This is a genomic window from Shimwellia pseudoproteus, assembly GCF_016415625.1.
Classification (GTDB): domain Bacteria; phylum Pseudomonadota; class Gammaproteobacteria; order Enterobacterales; family Enterobacteriaceae; genus Shimwellia; species Shimwellia pseudoproteus.
Genome location: NZ_WBXP01000001.1, coordinates 158,946 through 176,535 on the forward strand (window position 1 = coordinate 158,946; position 17,590 = coordinate 176,535).

Consider the following 17,590-nt stretch of genomic DNA (forward strand, 5'->3'; position numbering starts at 1 on the left):
GAATAACACTGGCACAGAATTGCTGACTACGTTAGTCTCTGTCAGTTTGCCGGCGCTAAGCCAATGATGATGGAACAACGAATAACGCGCATGAAAAAACGTATTCCCACCTTGCTGGCCACAATGATTGGTACAGCGCTGTATAGCCAACAGGGCCTGGCCGCTGATCTTGCCTCTCAGTGTATGCTTGGCGTGCCCAGTTACAACCGGCCACTGGTACAAGGCGATACTAACAATCTTCCGGTGACTATTAACGCCGATCACGCTAATGGTAACTATCCAGATAATGCTACATTCACCGGTAATGTAGATATTCAACAGGGCAACAGCCGCCTGACCTCTGACGAAGTACAGGTCCATCAGAAACAGGCAGAAGGCCAGACAGACACCGTACGCACTGCGGATGCCCTGGGCAATGTCCATTACGATGATAACCAGATAATTCTGACCGGCCCCAAAGCCTGGACCAACTTCAACAGCAAAGATACCAACGTCTGGAAAGGTAATTACCAGATGGTGGACCGCCAGGGTCGCGGTACTGCGGATGTCATGAAACAACGTGGCGAAAACCGCTATACCATTCTGGAAAACGGGACCTTTACATCGTGTCTGCCCGGTTCCAACACCTGGAGTGTGGTCGGCAGTGAAATTATTCACGACCGCCAGGAAGAAATTGCTGAAATCTGGAATGCGCGCTTCAAGATAGGTTCAGTACCGGTGTTTTATAGCCCGTACCTGCAATTGCCTGTGGGGGATAAACGGCGTTCTGGTTTCTTGATCCCCAGTTTCAAAACGGGCTCAAGCAACGGCTTTGAATTTGCCATCCCCTACTACTGGAACATTGCGCCCAACTTTGATGCCACCATCACGCCGCACTACATGGACAAGCGTGGCCTGATGTGGGAAAACGAATTCCGCTATCTGACCCATGCCGGTGCCGGTGTCATGGAGATGGACTATTTGCCGTCTGATGACGACTACTCCAAAAACCATGACCGCGACCGCCGCTGGCTGTTCTACTGGAACCACTTTGGCGTTATTGATCAGGTATGGCGCCTGAGCGCGAACTTTACCAAAGTGAGCGATGAAGACTATTTCAACGACTTCTCCTCCAAATACGGCTCCAGCACCGACGGTTATGCCACGCAGATCTTCAGTGCCGGTTACTGGGATAAAAACTTCGACGCCACGGTATCTACCCGTAAGTTCCAGGTCTTTAATACCCAGACCAGTGACTCTTATGAGGCTATGCCTCAGCTCGACGTCAACTACTACATGAATGATCTTGGACCGTTTGATGCCCATGTGTATGGCCAGGCGGTTCACTTTAAAAATGCCAACAATAACTACCCGGAAGCGACGCGTCTGCATATTGAGCCGACGCTGGACTTGCCGTTGGCAAACGACTGGGGAAGCATCACCACCGAAGCGAAATTGCTGGCGACCCATTACCAGCAAAGCAACCTGGGCCAGTACCGTGACTGGGTTGCTAAAAACAATTCGGCCAACCTTGATGCCGCCAATAAATTACGCTCCAGCGAAAACCGGGTAATGCCGCAGTTCAAAATTGACGGCAAAATGGTCTTCGAGCGTAATATGGACTGGTCTGAGGGCTATACCCAGACGCTGGAACCCCGGGCGCAGTACCTGTACGTGCCATACCGCGATCAGAGCTCCATCAACAGTTACGACTCAACCCTGCAGCAGTCTGACTATACCGGCCTGTTCCGGGACCGCACCTACAGTGGTCTGGACCGTATCGCCTCGGCCAACCAGGTCACGACCGGCCTCACAACCCGCGTTTATGATGATGCCGCCGTGGAACGATTTAACTTCTCTGTGGGTCAAATCTACTACTTTACAAAACCGCGTACCGGCGATACCGCTAGCGTCTATGAAGATGACCGCCGCAGCGGGTCCGTCATTTGGGCCAGTGATACTTACTGGCGAATGACAGACCGCTGGGGTCTGCGTGGTGGCGTACAGTATGATGCGCGTATGGATAACGTTGCTAACGGCAACGCGGCCCTTGAGTACCGCCGTGATGAAGACCGGATGCTGCAGCTGAATTACCGCTACGCCAGCCCGGAATACATTAAGGCGACCTTGCCCAGCTACTACTCTACTGACGACCGTTATAAACACGGTATCGCTCAGGTGGGGGTGACCGCCAGCTGGCCAATTGTTGACCGCTGGTCAGTGGTTGGGGCCTACTACTACGACACCAACGTGAACCATTCAGCGGACCAAATGCTGGGTATCCAGTACAACTCCTGCTGTTATGCGCTGCGTGTCGGCTACGAACGTAAAATTAACGGTTGGCAAGATAACCGGAGTAAATACGATGACTCCATCGGCTTTAACATCGAATTACGCGGCCTGAGCTCCAACTATGGCCTGGGCACTACCCAGATGTTACGGTCCAATATCTTGCCGTACCAGAGTTCACTCTAATTTGGGTTTAATCACTCAACCGCGATGCGGTTAAACGGAATGGAAAAAGTATGAAGAACTGGAGAACGCTGCTGCTTGGGCTTACGTTAGTCGCCAGCACCACCTTCGCCGCCCCACAGCTGGTTGATAAAGTCGCCGCTGTCGTCAACAACGGTGTCGTGCTGGAGAGTGACGTTGACGGACTGATGCAGTCCGTCAAGCTGAATGCCAGCCAGGGCGGACAACAGCTCCCTGATGACGCGACCTTGCGTCATCAGATTCTGGAGCGCCTGATCATGGATCAGATTGTGCTGCAGATGGGCCAGAAAATGGGCGTGACAATCAGTGACGACCAGCTGACCCAGGCCATCGCCAACATCGCGAAACAGAACAACATGACCCTGGATCAGATGCGCAGCCGTCTGGCCTACGAAGGGATGGACTACAACACCTACCGTAGCCAGATTCGCAAAGAGATGATCATCTCTGAAGTGCGCAATAACGAAGTGCGCCGCCGGGTGAACATTCTGCCTCAGGAAGTGGACAATCTGGCCGCCCAGGTGGGTAACCAGAATGATGCCAGCACGGAGCTGAACCTCAGCCACATCCTGATCCCACTGCCGGAAAACCCGTCAGCGGACCAGGTGAGCGATGCTGAAAACCAGGCACGCTCTATTGTCGATCAGGCAAACAACGGTGCTGACTTCGGCAAACTGGCTATCACCTACTCTGCCGATCAACAGGCGCTGAAAGGCGGCCAGATGGGCTGGGGGCGTATTCAGGAGCTGCCGTCTATTTTTGCTCAGGCGCTCTCTACGGCGAAAAAAGGCGATATCATCGGCCCAATCCGTTCTGGCGTCGGTTTCCATATTCTGAAAGTGAACGATATGCGCGGCCAGAGCCAGAGCATTTCGGTCACCGAGGTTCACGCCCGCCACATCCTGCTGAGAGTCTCGCCGATCATGTCTGACGATCAGGCCCGGGAAAAACTGCAGCAGATCGCCGCCGATATTAAGAGCGGCAAGATGACCTTTGATGCAGCAGCAAAAGCCAACTCCCAGGATCCGGGCTCCGCGAACCAGGGCGGTGATTTAGGCTGGGCGGCACCGGATATCTACGATCCGGCGTTCCGCGATGCGCTGATGCACCTTAACAAAGGCCAGGTGAGCGCGCCAGTACACTCTTCCTTCGGCTGGCATTTGATCCAGTTGCTGGATACCCGTACGGTAGACAGAACCGATGTGGCGCAGAAAGACCGCGCTTATCGCATGCTGTTTAACCGTAAATTCTCTGAAGAAGCAGCGACCTGGATGCAAGAACAACGTGCCACTGCTTATGTGAAAATTTTGGACGGTAATGGCTAATATACCCCGTGTGGTGATCACTCCCGGCGAACCCGCCGGGATTGGTCCCTATCTGGTCGTCGCGCTGGCACAGCGCGACTGGCCCGTCGAAATGGTCGTCTGTGCCTCCCCTGAATTACTGCTCGAACGGGCAGCGCTGTCAGGACTCCCTCTCACTCTCCACCCTTATGACCCCGCCACCCCAGCAGCGCCGCAGCCAGCCGGTACATTGACGATTCTGCCCTGCGCGCTTCAGGCGCCGGCGGTGCCGGGAACCCTGGACGCGGCGAACGGCCTGTATGTGGTCGACACCCTGGCAAAAGCCTGTGACGGCTGCCTGAACGGTGAATTTGCCGCCCTGATTACCGGCCCGGTACATAAAGGCATTATTAACGATGCGGGTGTGCCGTTTACCGGCCATACCGAATTTTTCGAGCAGCGCGCCCACAGTGAAAAAGTGGTGATGATGCTGGCCACCGAAGAGCTTCGTGTTGCTCTGGCCACCACCCACCTGCCGCTCAAAGATATCGCTCAGGCGATCACCAAACCGCTGCTGCGCCAGATAATCGGCATTCTGCACCACGATCTGCGCACCAAGTTCGGTATTGCCAGCCCGCATATTCTGGTGTGTGGCCTCAACCCCCACGCCGGTGAAGGCGGCCATATGGGTACCGAAGAGATAGACACCATTATTCCGGTGCTCGACGAGCTGCGCCAGCAGGGGATGAACCTCACCGGGCCACTCCCCGCCGATACCCTTTTCCAGCCTAAATATCTGGACCATGCCGATGCGGTACTGGCGATGTATCACGATCAGGGCCTCCCCGTGCTAAAATACCAGGGATTTGGCCGGGCGGTGAATATCACCCTTGGTTTACCCTTTATTCGCACCTCTGTTGACCACGGTACCGCGCTGGATCTGGCGGGCACCGGCAAAGCAGATGTCGGCAGTTTTATCACGGCGCTTAATCTCGCCATTAAGATGATTGTTAATAGTCAATGAATACTCGAGTTCATCAGGGCCATTTAGCCCGTAAACGTTTCGGGCAAAACTTCCTTAATGATAAATTCGTTATCGACAGTATTGTCTCTGCCATCAACCCATTAAAAGGCCAGGCCATGGTAGAAATCGGCCCGGGCCTGGGGGCACTGACCGAGCCGGTAGGCGAACGCCTTGATGCCTTAACGGTTATCGAGCTGGACCGCGATCTGGCTGCCCGCCTGCAAACCCATCCGTTCCTGGCGCCAAAACTGACGATTTATCAGCAAGATGCCATGACCATGGATTTTGGCGAGCTGTCCAAAACCATCGGCCAGCCGCTGCGGGTATTCGGCAACCTGCCGTACAATATCTCCACGCCGCTGATGTTCCATCTGTTTAGCTATACTGATGCCATCCAGGACATGCACTTCATGCTGCAAAAAGAAGTGGTTAATCGCCTGGTTGCCGGACCGGACAGTAAAGCGTATGGTCGGTTAAGTGTCATGGCGCAATACTATTGCCAGGTGATCCCGGTGCTGGCCGTGCCGCCGACCGCATTCACCCCGGCACCGAAAGTAGACTCCGCCGTGGTACGTCTGGTGCCCCATGCGCAAATACCGCACCCGGTAAAAGATTTGCGTATTTTAAGCCGTATTACCACAGAGGCGTTTAACCAGCGTCGTAAAACCGTCCGCAACAGCCTGGGGAACTTATTCAGCGTTGAGCAACTGACGGAACTGGGTATTGATCCGGCAATGCGCGCAGAGAACATCTCTGTGGCGCAGTATTGTCAGTTAGCGAATTTTGTTGCTGATAATCCGCCCCCGAAGGAGAGCTAAGTCATGTTAGATTCGCCCCGTGTGTGTGTTCAGGTTCAGAGTGTCTATATCGAGTCCCAGTCATCCCCGGATGATGAACGTTTCGTATTTGCTTATACCGTCACCATCCGTAACCTGGGGCGAAATCCGGTCCAACTGCTGGGCCGCTACTGGCTTATTACTAACGGCAATGGCCGTGAAACTGAAGTCCAGGGAGAAGGGGTCATCGGTGTACAGCCCTTGATTACCCCGGGCAACGAATACCAGTACACCAGCGGTGCGGTGATCGAAACGCCGCTGGGTACCATGCAAGGCCATTATGAAATGGTCGATGAACAGGGAAATGGCTTCCGTGTAGCCATTCCTGTTTTCCGTCTTGCTATTCCGGATTTTATTCACTGATACGATGTCTACCTATCTGATTGGCGATGTTCACGGCTGCTACGATGAACTGATCGCACTATTGCAAAAAGTCAGCTTCTCACCTGACAACGACACCCTTTGGCTCACCGGCGATTTAGTCGCCCGTGGCCCCGATTCCCTGAAGGTTTTACGCTATGTGAAATCCCTCGGCCCGGCGGTGCGTATGGTGCTGGGTAATCACGACCTGCATTTACTGGGCGTGTATGCCGGTATCAGCCGCAATAAACCGAAAGATAAACTCAATGAATTGCTCAGCGCCCCGGATGCCGATGCGCTACTCAACTGGCTGCGCCGTCAGCCGCTGTTGCAGGTGGATGAAGAGAAAAAACTGGTGATGGCCCATGCCGGTATCACCCCGCAGTGGGATATTGCCACCGCCAAAGCCTGCGCCAGCGACGTAGAAGCGATGCTGTCCAGCGACAGCTATCCGCTGTTCCTTGACGCGATGTATGGTGATCTGCCGAGTAACTGGAGCAACGAGCTCACCGGGCTGGCGCGTCTGCGCTTTATCACCAACGCCCTGACCCGGATGCGTTACTGCTTCCCGGGCGGGCAACTGGATATGTTCTGTAAAGACGCCCCGGAAAATGCACCGGCTCCGCTGAAACCGTGGTTTGAGATCCCCGGCCCGGTATCAGAAACCTACAGCATTGCCTTTGGCCACTGGGCTTCCCTGGAAGGTAACGGCACCCCGCAAGGCATATACGCCCTCGATACCGGGTGCTGCTGGGGCGGGAACCTAACCTGCCTGCGCTGGGAAGACCAACAGTGGTTTATCCAGCCCTCTTCCCGGCCACCCCGGGAAGACGAGCCCGCCGCCCAATAGCCCCTGAATACGCCAACGGCCTTTTGCTCACCAGAGTAAAAGGCCGTTTTATGTTTACCCGCCGCGGGGATTAGCTGCGCCGATCGAGGATCTCAAAGCAGTAGCTGTGGGAGTTTTTCTCGTCCGCATCGTGAAATTCACTGAATACCGACTGCCATTCATCAGGCTCATATTCCGGGAAATGGGTATCCCCTTCCACCTCGGCGTCGATATGGGTCAAATACAGGCGCTGGGCCAGAGGCAGGAACTGTTCATAGACCCGGCCACCGCCAATCACCATTATCTCTTGCGCATCGCCACAGGCCGCAATAGCCGCGTCCACAGAGCTTACCCATTCCACCCGATCGTCATCCCCAGGCGTGCTGCTGATAACGATATTTTTCCGCCCCGGTAAGGGCCGGCCAATGGACTCCCAGGTTAACCGCCCCATCACAACGGGTTTATTCACCGTATTACGCTTAAACCAGGCAAGGTCAGCAGGCAGGTCCCACGGCATGGCATTTTCCATCCCGATAACCCTATCTACTGCCAGCGCTGCAATCAGACTGATCATGATTTGATCCCAGTAAAAAAAATTGTCGCCACTATACGGAAAGCATAATCTTTAGTCGACTAACCACCGATTGGCGACAGCGAATTTTTTTGCTTTTGCTGTCTGCCGCCGGTTACAGAAGGCGGCCAAACGCCCCGCCCGGTGGTATCCCGCCATAATGAAATTTTTGCACTTAACGGCAATCCCCACATCAGGCTATAGTGAGCCACCCCCGTTGTACGAGATATCACCATGTTAGAGACCACACTCTTTGTTGCCACCATTGCCACACTCGGCATGCTCTCTCCCGGGCCGGACTTTTTCCTGATTATCAAAAATGCCGCCCGTTACCGGCGCGCCGCCGCCATGATGAGCAGCCTGGGGGTGATAGCCGGGATAACAACCCATATGACTTATTGTGTCGCCGGGCTGGCGGTGGTTATCACCACGACCCCGTGGCTGTTTGGGCTGCTGAAGTATGCCGGTGCGGCCTACCTGTGCTGGATAGGTATTCAGGCTCTGCTGTCCCGGGGCGCCAGTAAGATGGACATTAATCATTACAGCCCACAGCAGACCACCCTCAAGAAAGCCTTTTTACAGGGGTATCTCTGTAACCTGCTCAATCCCAAAGCCACCCTGTTCTTCCTCGCCATGTTCACCCAGGTGCTGAACGTGAACTCCGGCGTGATGGAGAAGCTGTGGTATGCGGGCATTATTATTGGCCTGTCCTGTATCTGGTGGCCCTTACTGGTAGTGCTTATCCAGAGTGAGCCGGTACGCAAAGGGCTGGCAAAAACACAGAAAATTATCGATAAACTGCTCGGCGGGGTATTGCTGGCGCTGGGGATCAAAGTCGCCCTCAGTTAATGGTAAAACGGGCGGCAAGGCCGCCCGTCTGGTCAGTCACTACGGTGCCGGTTTGACCTCCGGCTCATCGTTTTCATTACCGCTGTGGAGCCCTTCAGCCGTCCCCTGCCAGCCATTACGCTGCACATCGTCCAGCAAGGCCCGATCCTCATTGATAATGTCAGACAGCATCGCGCTGGTGCGCTTGCTGAGGGCGACAAACGATTTGTCATCGTGATCTTCGGCGACCATCTCTTCCAGCATCCGGCTGTTAAAACGCCGGAAATGATCTGCCCGCTCCCGGGCTTCGTAACTGCCCACACCCAATGCTTCCAGGGCATAGCGGCCAATTTTCAGCGCCCCTTCGAAGGTTTCACGTTCCGGGTGGTCGACACCCGCATGGCGTAGCTGGATGTAATGATCCAGATCCCGGGCCCGGGCAATCACCTGGAGGTGCGGGAAGTGTGCTTTCGCCATCTCGGTCAGTTGCATACTGGTGGCCGGATCATCAATGGCGTTAATCAATACTTCGGCTTTCTCTGCCCCGGCGGACTCCAGCATATCCAGCCGGGTCGCGTCGCCAAAGAACACCTTCATACCGAATTTACGCAGCGTCTCAATATGGTCCGGATCGTGATCCAGAATCACCATCTTCACCCCGCTGGAGATCAACAAGCGCCCGGCAATCTGGCCGAAACGACCAAACCCCGCCACAATCACCCGCGGTTGCTCAGCATCAATTTCATCGGCCTCCCGGCTCTCGGTTTTCCGGTTGCGATCCAGGGTATTTAGCAGCACCAGCAAGAGCGGGGTTGCCGCCATCGACAGCGCCACCGCAAGGGTTAATGACTTGGCCCAATCGGTGTCCAGTACGTCCGCCATCCGGGCGGCGCCGAACACCACAAACGCAAATTCACTGCCCTGGCCCAGCAATACCGCAAACCAGCCCCGCTGTTTCCCCGGCACCCGTAAAATCACACTGAGCAACCACAGCATAATGCTCTTGATAACCAGGAAGCCAACCAGCAGGATCAGCACCCGCAGCGGGTTATCCACCAGGGTGCCGAAGTCGATAGACATACCGACACCAATAAAGAACAACCCCAGCAGCAGGCCCTTAAACGGCTCAATATCGCTCTCCAGTGCATGGCGATATTCGGAGCTGGCCAGTAATACCCCGGCCAGGAAAGCCCCCATCGCCATCGACAGCCCGGCCTCCTCCAGCAACAGGCCGAAACCAAACACCAGGAATAGCGCCATGGCACTGAACACTTCCCGTAAGCCCGAGCGGGCCACAAAGTGCAGCAGCGGGCGGGTCAGGTAACGGCCAAGCAGCAATACCACCACCAGCGCCCCGGCGATTTTGGCCGCCGACATCACAAAAGCGCCGGTGGTGGTTGCCGCCCCGCTACTGGCCAGCAGCGGGATCATCGCCACCAGCGGGATGGCCGCAATATCCTGGAATAACAGCACCGCGAACGCGCGCCGCCCCATCAGCGAGAGGGTCAGATTGCGTTCATTCATGGCCTGCATGGCAATCGCCGTGGAAGAGAGTGCCAGGGTCAGGCCGATCAACACCGCCACCTGCCAGCGCAGCCCGAGGAGCATACAAAAGCCGCCGAGGGCCAGGCCACACAAGGCCATTTGCAGCACCCCGCCGCCAAAAACCGAGGCCCGCAGTGTCCAGAGCCGGCGCGGGTCCAGCTCCAGGCCGATAACAAACAGCATCAGCACCACACCTATCTCGGCAAAATGCAGGATGGTTTCGGCATCGGTCACCAGACGCAGCCCCCAGGGGCCGATAATACAACCGGCAATCAGGTAGCCCAGCACCGAGCCAAGCCCCAGACGTACTGCAACAGGAACAATCAGCGCCGCCGATCCCAGATAGATCAACGCCTGAATCATGCTATGGCTATCCACGGTGCGCCTCCTGCCAGTCCAGTAATAGCTGCTTATAACGACGGGCATGGGGCTGGAGCGCCTCATCATCACAAATAAAGGTGGAATGCATCACAAAGGGCTCCAGCCACGTCATACCGCAGTACAGCGCGGTCGCCTGCAACGGCTGGGCGAGAACATCAAACCCCGGGTGGGTGCCCAGCTCAAAATGGTGGGCACTGCCGCCGGTGGTTACCGCCCACATCAGGCTCTTACCGTGCAGGGCCCGGGCCTCACCGCCGTAGGCCCAGCCGTGGGAGAGGACTTTATCCAGCCATAGTTTGAACAGCGGCGGCGTGCTGTACCACTGCATCGGGTGCTGCCAGATAATTAAATCCGCCCGGCTTAATGCCTGCTGCTCGGCGGCAATATCAATCGTAAAGTCCGGGTAAAGTTGATACAGCGAACGAACTTCCACATCATCCAGGTGAGCAACCTGCTCAAGCATGCTCTTATTTGCATGGGAGTGCTGTGGATAGGGATGAGCATAAATTATCAGTATCATTGAGGTCTCAAAAAGATAAGCGCTGCTGATAAGCATAATCGCGATTGCCAGAGAAAACGACAGCTACTGATAACCACGGGGTAATTTATCTGCGGGGAAATAATCACACATGAGAGGGACACCACCGCTATTTTCCCTGACATCAGTTATAACAATGGGCATGCGGACTATCTGAAGTGAGTAAGGAAAATGGATGTCATCGGTGGGCAAACATTACGACAGATGTGGGACGAACGGGCACAGGAATATGGCGATAAAACGGCGCTGATCGTCGAGTCCGCCTGCGGGGATGCCCGGCAATTTAGCTACCGGGAGCTGAATGAGCAGATTAACCGCTGCGCCAATATGTTCCTCTCCCTGGGAATAACCAAAGGCGATCCGGTGGCGCTGCATCTCGACAACTGTCCGGAGTTTATTTTCTGCTGGTTCGGGCTGGCAAAAATTGGCGCGATAATGGTACCGATCAACGCCCGCTTTTTACTGGCCGAGAGCGCCTGGATAATGAATAACTGCCAGGCCAGGATGGTGGTCACCAGCCATCACTTTTATCCTCAATACCAGGCGATGATGACAAACCAGGCCGCGCCACTCGAGCGTATCATTCTGATTGCCGATGGCCCACCGCCAGATGACGACCGGACGCAACTCATGCACGACCTCTTGCCAGACCAGCCGGTTATCCTGCCTGAGTCACCGCAACCGGACGCCGCCGATATTGCCGAAATTTTATTTACCTCCGGCACCACCTCACACCCCAAAGGGGTGCTGATCACTCACTATAATCTGCGCTTTGCCGGTTATTACTCGGCATGGCAAACCGCCCTGCGGGAAGAGGATATCTACCTGACGGCAATGCCCGCCTTTCATATTGACTGCCAGTGTACCGCGGCGATGGCGGCATTCTCCGCCGGGGCCACCTTCGTGCTGCTGGAAAAATACAGCGCCCGCAAGTTCTGGCGCCAAATCCGGCAATACCGGGCGACGGTGACTGAGTGTATCCCGATGATGATCCGCACACTCATGGCCCAGCCACCTCAGCAGCAGGATAGTCAGCATAGCCTGCGCGAGATGTTGTTTTATCTAAACCTCGCCGGGGAAGAAAAAGACGCGTTTATTCAGCGGTTTGGCGTGCGCCTGCTTACCTCGTACGGGATGACAGAAACCATTGTCGGCCTGATTGGCGATCGCCCCGGGGACAGGCGCCGCTGGCCTTCTATTGGCAGGCCGGGGTTCTGTTATGAGGCACAAATTCGCGACAGCCAGAACCGGGAACTGCCCGATAACACCATCGGTGAAATTTGTGTCAAAGGCGTGGTAGGGAAAACCATTTTTAAAGGCTATTACAATGATCCCGGGGCCACCGCCCGGGCCCTGGATGAAGACGGCTGGCTACATACCGATGACTGCGGATACAAAGATCGCGAAGGCTATTTTTACTTTGTCGACCGGCGCTGCAATATGATTAAACGGGGTGGGGAAAATGTCTCCTGCACAGAAATAGAAAATATACTCTCCGCGCACCCCAAAATTCAGGATGTTGCGGTAAAAGGAATTAAAGATACAATTCGTGACGAGGCCATTAAAGCGTTTATTGTCCTGAGTGAAGGGGAAAGCCTCAGCAGTGCGGATTTCTTTAGCTTCTGCGCACAGCATATGGCTAAATTTAAAATTCCAACCGCCGTGGAAATTTGCCGTGACCTGCCGCGAAATAGCTCAGGAAAAGTCATTAAAAAATATCTCACCTGAGCGCGAGATTTTATATTCAGGGGATAAGATAGATATCCCCTGAATACGATAAATCACGCACAACAGGCAGTACTATTCAGTACAGGAAAATTCAGCACAGGAAAATTTAGTTATCCAACTCATTCATGGATTTTACCTGGTCCCGGTTAATCTGCTCAGTGCGCCCGGTCTCGGCATTTTCATAGGATACCAGCCCGGTGTCATCATCCAGGCGCGGCTTACCGTCAGTGACAATGGTTTTACCGTCGGTGGTTTTTAAGGTCTGATTCGATGAGCACCCGGCAACAAACAGTAATGAGGCGGCGGCCAGCATTGTGGTAGTCAAAAGATGTTTTTGCATAATAGTTTCTCCTCTGGCTTTCCTTATTTTTTATGGCAGTGCATTCACTACGGATTAACTATAACAGCTAATAAAAAGCGCCAGACGAAATACAGAGCACTCTTAAAAAAACAAAAGCCAGCAGCGCTGGCTTTTTTATTTAAGGGGCCCCTGGGCCCCTTTATTTTCCGTCACTGAAACCTGGCGTTATTTACTAATTTTGGCGTGCATTTCCTGCACCGAAATCACCTGTGCTGTCGCATCCGCATTCAGCGCCATGGTGGTGGCAAAACCGCCATTCAGCGTGGTGTCGTAATGCACTTTATATTGCAGTGCACTGCGGCGAATCAGCTTCGAGTCTTCAATAGCCTGGCGACCGGCGGTGGTGTTGATAATGTAGGTGTACTCGCCATTCTTGATACGGTCCTGAATGTGCGGGCGGCCTTCATGTACCTTGTTCACCAGACGCGGGTTAATCCCTGCCTCCCCCAGTACCACAGCGGTACCATGGGTGGCATCCAGCTCAAAGCCGTGTTTCAGCAGCTTGGCGGCCAGGTCGACCACGCGCTCTTTATCCCCTTCACGCACCGACAGCAGCGCACGGCCGGTTTTTTTCATGGTGGACTGGCTACCCAGCTGTGCTTTGGCAAACGCCTCGGCAAAGGTGTTGCCCACGCCCATCACTTCCCCGGTGGAGCGCATTTCTGGCCCTAACAGCGGGTCAACCCCCGGGAATTTGTTAAACGGCAGTACCACCTCTTTCACGGAGTAGTACGGCGGGATAACCTCTTTGGTGACACCCTGCTCGGCCAGTGATTTACCCGCCATAACGCGCGCGGCCACTTTCGCCAGCGGCACCCCGGTAGCTTTGGAGACAAACGGCACGGTACGGGCGGCACGTGGGTTCACCTCAATCAGGAACACCTCGTTATTTTTCACCGCAAACTGGACGTTCATCAGGCCACGCACCTGGAGTTCGAAGGCCAGCTTCTGCACCTGCTGGCGCATCACATCCTGGATCTCCTGGCTTAAGGTATACGCCGGCAGCGAGCAGGCAGAGTCACCGGAGTGCACCCCGGCCTGTTCGATATGCTCCATAATGCCGCCAATCAGTACCATTTCGCCGTCACAGATGGCATCCACGTCAACTTCAATGGCGTCATCCAGGAAACGGTCCAGCAGCACCGGCGCGTCGTTAGAGACACTCACCGCCGTCTGGAAGTAGCGCTTCAGGTCAGTTTCGTCGTAGACGATTTCCATGGCGCGGCCGCCCAGAACGTAGGACGGGCGCACCACCAGCGGGTAGCCAATCTTCTTGGCATTATCCACCGCCTGCTCAATGGTGGTCACCGTGGCGTTTTCCGGCTGTAACAGTTTCAGGCGTTCAACCGCATGCTGGAAGCGTTCGCGGTCTTCGGCACGGTCGATAGCATCCGGGCTGGTACCGATAACCGGCACACCGGCGGCTTCCAGTGCCCTGGCCAGTTTCAGCGGGGTCTGGCCACCGTACTGCACGATCACGCCTTTTGGCTTCTCGATACGCACAATTTCCAGCACGTCTTCCAGGGTTACCGGCTCAAAGTAGAGGCGGTCAGAGGTGTCGTAATCGGTAGAAACGGTTTCCGGGTTACAGTTCACCATGATGGTTTCGTAACCGTCTTCGCGCAGCGCCAGAGAAGCGTGTACGCAGCAGTAGTCAAACTCGATTCCCTGGCCGATACGGTTGGGGCCACCGCCCAGTACCATGATTTTTTCACGATCCTGGCTGGGATTAGACTCACACTCTTCGTCCCAGGTGGAGTACATGTACGCGGTATCTGTGGCAAATTCTGCCGCACAGGTATCCACGCGCTTGTAGACCGGGTGCAGGTTGTACTGATCGCGCAGTTTGCGGATTTCAGACTCGGCAACCCCCACCAGTTTCGCCAGGCGCGCATCGGCAAAGCCTTTGCGTTTCAGGGCGTAGAGGAATTCGGCGGTCAGGCCAGTCACGCCGACCTCGGCCACTTTCTCTTCCAGGCGTACCAGCTCTTCAATCTGTACCAGGAACCAGCGGTCAATATTGGTGAGGTTGAATACCCCGTCAACAGACAGGCCGGCACGGAACGCATCGGCGATGTACCAGATACGCTCAGCGCCCGCGTCTTTCAGCTCGCGGCGGATTTTGGTCAGGGCATCCGGGTCATCAAGGTTAACTTTCGGGTCAAAACCGGTGGCCCCCACTTCCAGACCGCGCAGCGCTTTTTGCAGCGACTCCTGCTGGGTGCGGCCAATGGCCATCACTTCCCCGACAGATTTCATCTGGGTGGTCAGGCGGTCATTGGCGCCAACGAATTTTTCAAAGTTGAAGCGCGGGATTTTGGTGACCACATAGTCGATGGACGGCTCAAAGGAGGCCGGTGTACGGCCGCCAGTGATGTCGTTCATCAGCTCATCCAGGGTGTAGCCCACCGCCAGTTTGGCCGCCACTTTCGCAATCGGGAAGCCGGTCGCCTTGGAGGCCAGCGCCGAAGAGCGGGACACACGCGGGTTCATTTCGATAACAATCAGGCGGCCATTTTTCGGGTTAACCGCAAACTGCACGTTAGAACCGCCGGTTTCGACGCCGATTTCACGCAGTACCGCCATCGAGGCGTTACGCATAATTTGGTATTCTTTATCCGTCAGGGTCTGGGCGGGAGCCACGGTGATAGAGTCACCGGTATGGATCCCCATGGCGTCGAAGTTTTCAATGGAACAGACGATAATGCAGTTGTCGTTTTTATCGCGCACCACTTCCATTTCGTACTCTTTCCAGCCAATCAGCGACTCATCAATCAGCAGCTCATTGGTCGGCGAGAGATCCAGGCCCCGGGCACAGATCTCTTCAAACTCTTCGCGGTTATAGGCAATACCGCCCCCGGTGCCGCCCATGGTGAAAGACGGACGGATAATGCACGGGTAGCCAACATCGGCCGCAACGGCCAGGGCCTCGTCCATAGTATGCGCGATACCGGAGCGGGCCGTCTCCAGGCCGATTTTCTTCATCGCGATATCAAAGCGACGGCGGTCTTCGGCTTTATCAATGGCGTCTGCCGTCGCGCCAATCATGGTCACACCGAACTCGTCCAGCACGCCCTGGCGTTCCAGCTCCAGCGCACAGTTCAGTGCCGTCTGGCCGCCCATGGTCGGCAGCACCGCATCCGGGCGCTCTTTTTCAATGATTTTACGGACCACTTCCCAGTGAATCGGCTCGATGTAGGTAGCATCCGCCATTTCCGGGTCAGTCATGATGGTGGCCGGGTTAGAGTTCACCAGGATGACGCGGTAGCCTTCCTCGCGCAGGGCTTTACAAGCCTGAGCGCCAGAGTAGTCGAATTCACAGGCCTGGCCGATAACAATCGGGCCAGCGCCAAGAATCAGGATGCTTTTAATATCGGTACGTTTTGGCATGGCTCTCGTCGCTCCTGATTATTTAGCGGTATTGCGGTATTGCTGGATCAAATCGATAAAATGGTCGAACAGCGGTGCAGCATCGTGGGGGCCCGGGCTCGCTTCCGGGTGGCCCTGGAAACTGAACGCCGGTTTATCGGTGCGGTGAATCCCCTGTAGCGTGCCATCGAACAGTGATTTGTGGGTGACGCGCAGGGTAGCCGGCAGCGTGGACTCATCCACCGCAAAACCGTGGTTCTGCGCTGTAATCATCACCACATTGTTATCAATATCTTTTACCGGGTGGTTACCGCCGTGGTGGCCAAACTTCATTTTGATGGTCTTCGCCCCGCTGGCCAGCGCCAGTAACTGGTGGCCCAGGCAGATCCCAAATACCGGGATATCGGTTGTCATAAAGGTCTGAATGGTGCTGATGGCGTAATCGCAAGGGGCCGGGTCGCCGGGGCCGTTGGACAGGAAGATACCGTCCGGATTCATCTTCAGCACCTCTTCCGCGCTGGTTTTTGCCGGTACCACGGTCAGGCGACAACCGCGATCCACCAGCATGCGCAGGATGTTGCGTTTGGCGCCAAAATCGTAGGCCACCACGTGGAACGGCAGTTCGTCTTCTGTTTTGGCTTCCGGCAGACAGTCCTGTAATGTCCAGGAGCCCTGTTGCCAGGCGTAAGGTTCTGTGGTGGTCACCTCTTTCGCCAGATCCATGCCGTTCAGGCCCGGGAACGCGCGGGCTTTTTCCAGCGCCAGCTGTGCATCCAGGTTATCACCGGCAATGATGCAGCCGTTCTGGGCGCCTTTCTCACGCAGTAAGCGGGTCAGCTTACGGGTATCGATATCCGCGATGGCGACAATATTGTGGCGCTTGAGGTAAGAAGAGAGGTCCTCGGTATTGCGGAAGTTGCTGGCAATCAGCGGCAGGTCGCGAATGATAAGCCCCTGCGCATGGACTTGAGAGGATTCTTCATCTGCCGGGTTAGTGCCGACATTACCAATATGGGGATACGTGAGAGTGACAATCTGGCGGGAATAGGAGGGATCAGTGAGGATTTCTTGATAACCGGTCATTGAAGTATTGAAAACGACCTCCCCCACAGCGAAACCAGATGCCCCTATGGCCCGACCGTGGAATTGGGTTCCGTCTTCCAGAACCAACAGCGCTGACTTAATCAAAACATCCTCCAGGGAATAAACAGTCGATTTATTTGCATATTAATTCAAATAAAGATCATGAATCAATGCAAAAACGCTTACCAGGCGATTTTTTGGCAAACGGCGGCATTCTGGGTATATGTGATCGAAAAGTCAACGCCAGGCGGGGATTTTTTATGTTTTTTTACCTTCCAGGTGCAAATGACGCGCACTAACAGCCAAAAACAACAACTTTCGCGGCGGTAAAAACGGTTGCGCGGCAGGAAGAGTGGAAATAATAGCATAGCGCCATGAAAAA

Annotated in this window: 14 protein-coding genes; 8 read left to right on the forward strand and 6 right to left on the reverse strand. The window is 55.1% G+C overall.

Features of this window, described 5'->3' with window-relative positions; translation table 11 throughout:
• Positions 1 to 90 precede the first annotated feature (90 nt).
• Genes lptD through apaH form a run of 6 tightly spaced genes read left to right on the forward strand, consistent with a single transcriptional unit; the run spans position 91 to position 6,825 of the window.
• Positions 91 to 2,454: an LPS assembly protein LptD gene (lptD, locus tag F9C28_RS00685; protein WP_199013174.1), complete on the forward strand. Its 2,364-nt coding sequence runs from the start codon at positions 91 to 93 to the stop codon at positions 2,452 to 2,454.
• 50 nt (positions 2,455 to 2,504) lie between these two features.
• Entirely contained in the window at positions 2,505 to 3,797 is a 1,293-nt protein-coding gene (gene surA, locus F9C28_RS00690; RefSeq protein ID WP_199013175.1) for a peptidylprolyl isomerase SurA, read from the forward strand.
• The gene (gene pdxA / locus F9C28_RS00695) at positions 3,790 to 4,779 is read left to right on the forward strand and encodes a 4-hydroxythreonine-4-phosphate dehydrogenase PdxA (protein WP_199013176.1); all 990 of its coding nucleotides are present in this window, start codon (positions 3,790 to 3,792) and stop codon (positions 4,777 to 4,779) included. Before surA ends, pdxA begins: the two co-directional genes overlap by 8 nt.
• Positions 4,776 to 5,597 (forward strand): 16S rRNA (adenine(1518)-N(6)/adenine(1519)-N(6))-dimethyltransferase RsmA, encoded by an 822-nt coding sequence (rsmA, locus tag F9C28_RS00700; RefSeq protein ID WP_199013177.1) that lies wholly within the window; start codon positions 4,776 to 4,778, stop codon positions 5,595 to 5,597. Before pdxA ends, rsmA begins: the two co-directional genes overlap by 4 nt.
• A 3-nt stretch (positions 5,598 to 5,600) precedes the next feature.
• The gene (apaG, locus tag F9C28_RS00705) at positions 5,601 to 5,978 is read left to right on the forward strand and encodes a Co2+/Mg2+ efflux protein ApaG (protein ID WP_199013178.1); all 378 of its coding nucleotides are present in this window, start codon (positions 5,601 to 5,603) and stop codon (positions 5,976 to 5,978) included.
• 4 nt (positions 5,979 to 5,982) lie between these two features.
• Positions 5,983 to 6,825 carry a bis(5'-nucleosyl)-tetraphosphatase (symmetrical) ApaH gene (gene apaH / locus F9C28_RS00710; RefSeq protein WP_199013179.1) on the forward strand — a complete coding sequence of 281 codons (843 nt, stop codon included), beginning with the start codon at positions 5,983 to 5,985 and terminating at the stop codon, positions 6,823 to 6,825.
• A gap of 70 nt (positions 6,826 to 6,895) precedes the next feature.
• Here apaH and folA read toward each other — a convergent pair whose 3' ends face one another.
• The gene (folA, locus tag F9C28_RS00715; protein ID WP_199013180.1) at positions 6,896 to 7,378 is read right to left on the reverse strand and encodes a type 3 dihydrofolate reductase; all 483 of its coding nucleotides are present in this window, start codon (positions 7,376 to 7,378) and stop codon (positions 6,896 to 6,898) included.
• Between the two features lie 231 nt (positions 7,379 to 7,609).
• Here folA and F9C28_RS00720 point away from each other — a divergent pair, with 231 nt between their 5' ends.
• Entirely contained in the window at positions 7,610 to 8,224 is a 615-nt protein-coding gene (locus tag F9C28_RS00720) for a LysE family transporter (protein WP_199013181.1), read from the forward strand.
• Positions 8,225 to 8,263: 39 nt separating this feature from the next.
• On the opposite strand, the gene kefC is transcribed toward F9C28_RS00720, so the two are convergent.
• A complete protein-coding gene (gene kefC, locus F9C28_RS00725; protein ID WP_199013182.1) occupies positions 8,264 to 10,126 on the reverse strand; it encodes a glutathione-regulated potassium-efflux system protein KefC in 1,863 nt (620 codons plus the stop codon).
• The gene (kefF, locus tag F9C28_RS00730; RefSeq protein WP_199013183.1) at positions 10,119 to 10,649 is read right to left on the reverse strand and encodes a glutathione-regulated potassium-efflux system oxidoreductase KefF; all 531 of its coding nucleotides are present in this window, start codon (positions 10,647 to 10,649) and stop codon (positions 10,119 to 10,121) included. The genes kefC and kefF overlap by 8 nt, the downstream gene beginning before the upstream one ends.
• Positions 10,650 to 10,838: 189 nt before the next feature.
• Between kefF and caiC the strand changes: the two genes are divergently transcribed.
• On the forward strand, positions 10,839 to 12,395 hold the full coding sequence (gene caiC / locus F9C28_RS00735) for a crotonobetaine/carnitine-CoA ligase (protein ID WP_199013184.1): 1,557 nt from the start codon (positions 10,839 to 10,841) through the stop codon (positions 12,393 to 12,395).
• Positions 12,396 to 12,501: 106 nt separating this feature from the next.
• Here the strand turns inward: caiC and F9C28_RS00740 are convergent, their stop codons facing one another.
• The 3 genes from F9C28_RS00740 to carA all read right to left on the reverse strand — a co-directional run bounded on the left by F9C28_RS00740 (position 12,502) and on the right by carA (position 17,313).
• Positions 12,502 to 12,735 (reverse strand): YgdI/YgdR family lipoprotein, encoded by a 234-nt coding sequence (locus F9C28_RS00740; RefSeq protein WP_199013185.1) that lies wholly within the window; start codon positions 12,733 to 12,735, stop codon positions 12,502 to 12,504.
• A gap of 186 nt (positions 12,736 to 12,921) precedes the next feature.
• Positions 12,922 to 16,146, reverse strand: coding sequence for a carbamoyl-phosphate synthase large subunit (gene carB, locus F9C28_RS00745; RefSeq protein WP_199013186.1), 3,225 nt, complete (start codon positions 16,144 to 16,146; stop codon positions 12,922 to 12,924).
• Positions 16,147 to 16,164: 18 nt separating this feature from the next.
• Entirely contained in the window at positions 16,165 to 17,313 is a 1,149-nt protein-coding gene (gene carA, locus F9C28_RS00750; protein ID WP_199013187.1) for a glutamine-hydrolyzing carbamoyl-phosphate synthase small subunit, read from the reverse strand.
• Between the last annotated feature and the right edge of the window lie 277 nt (positions 17,314 to 17,590).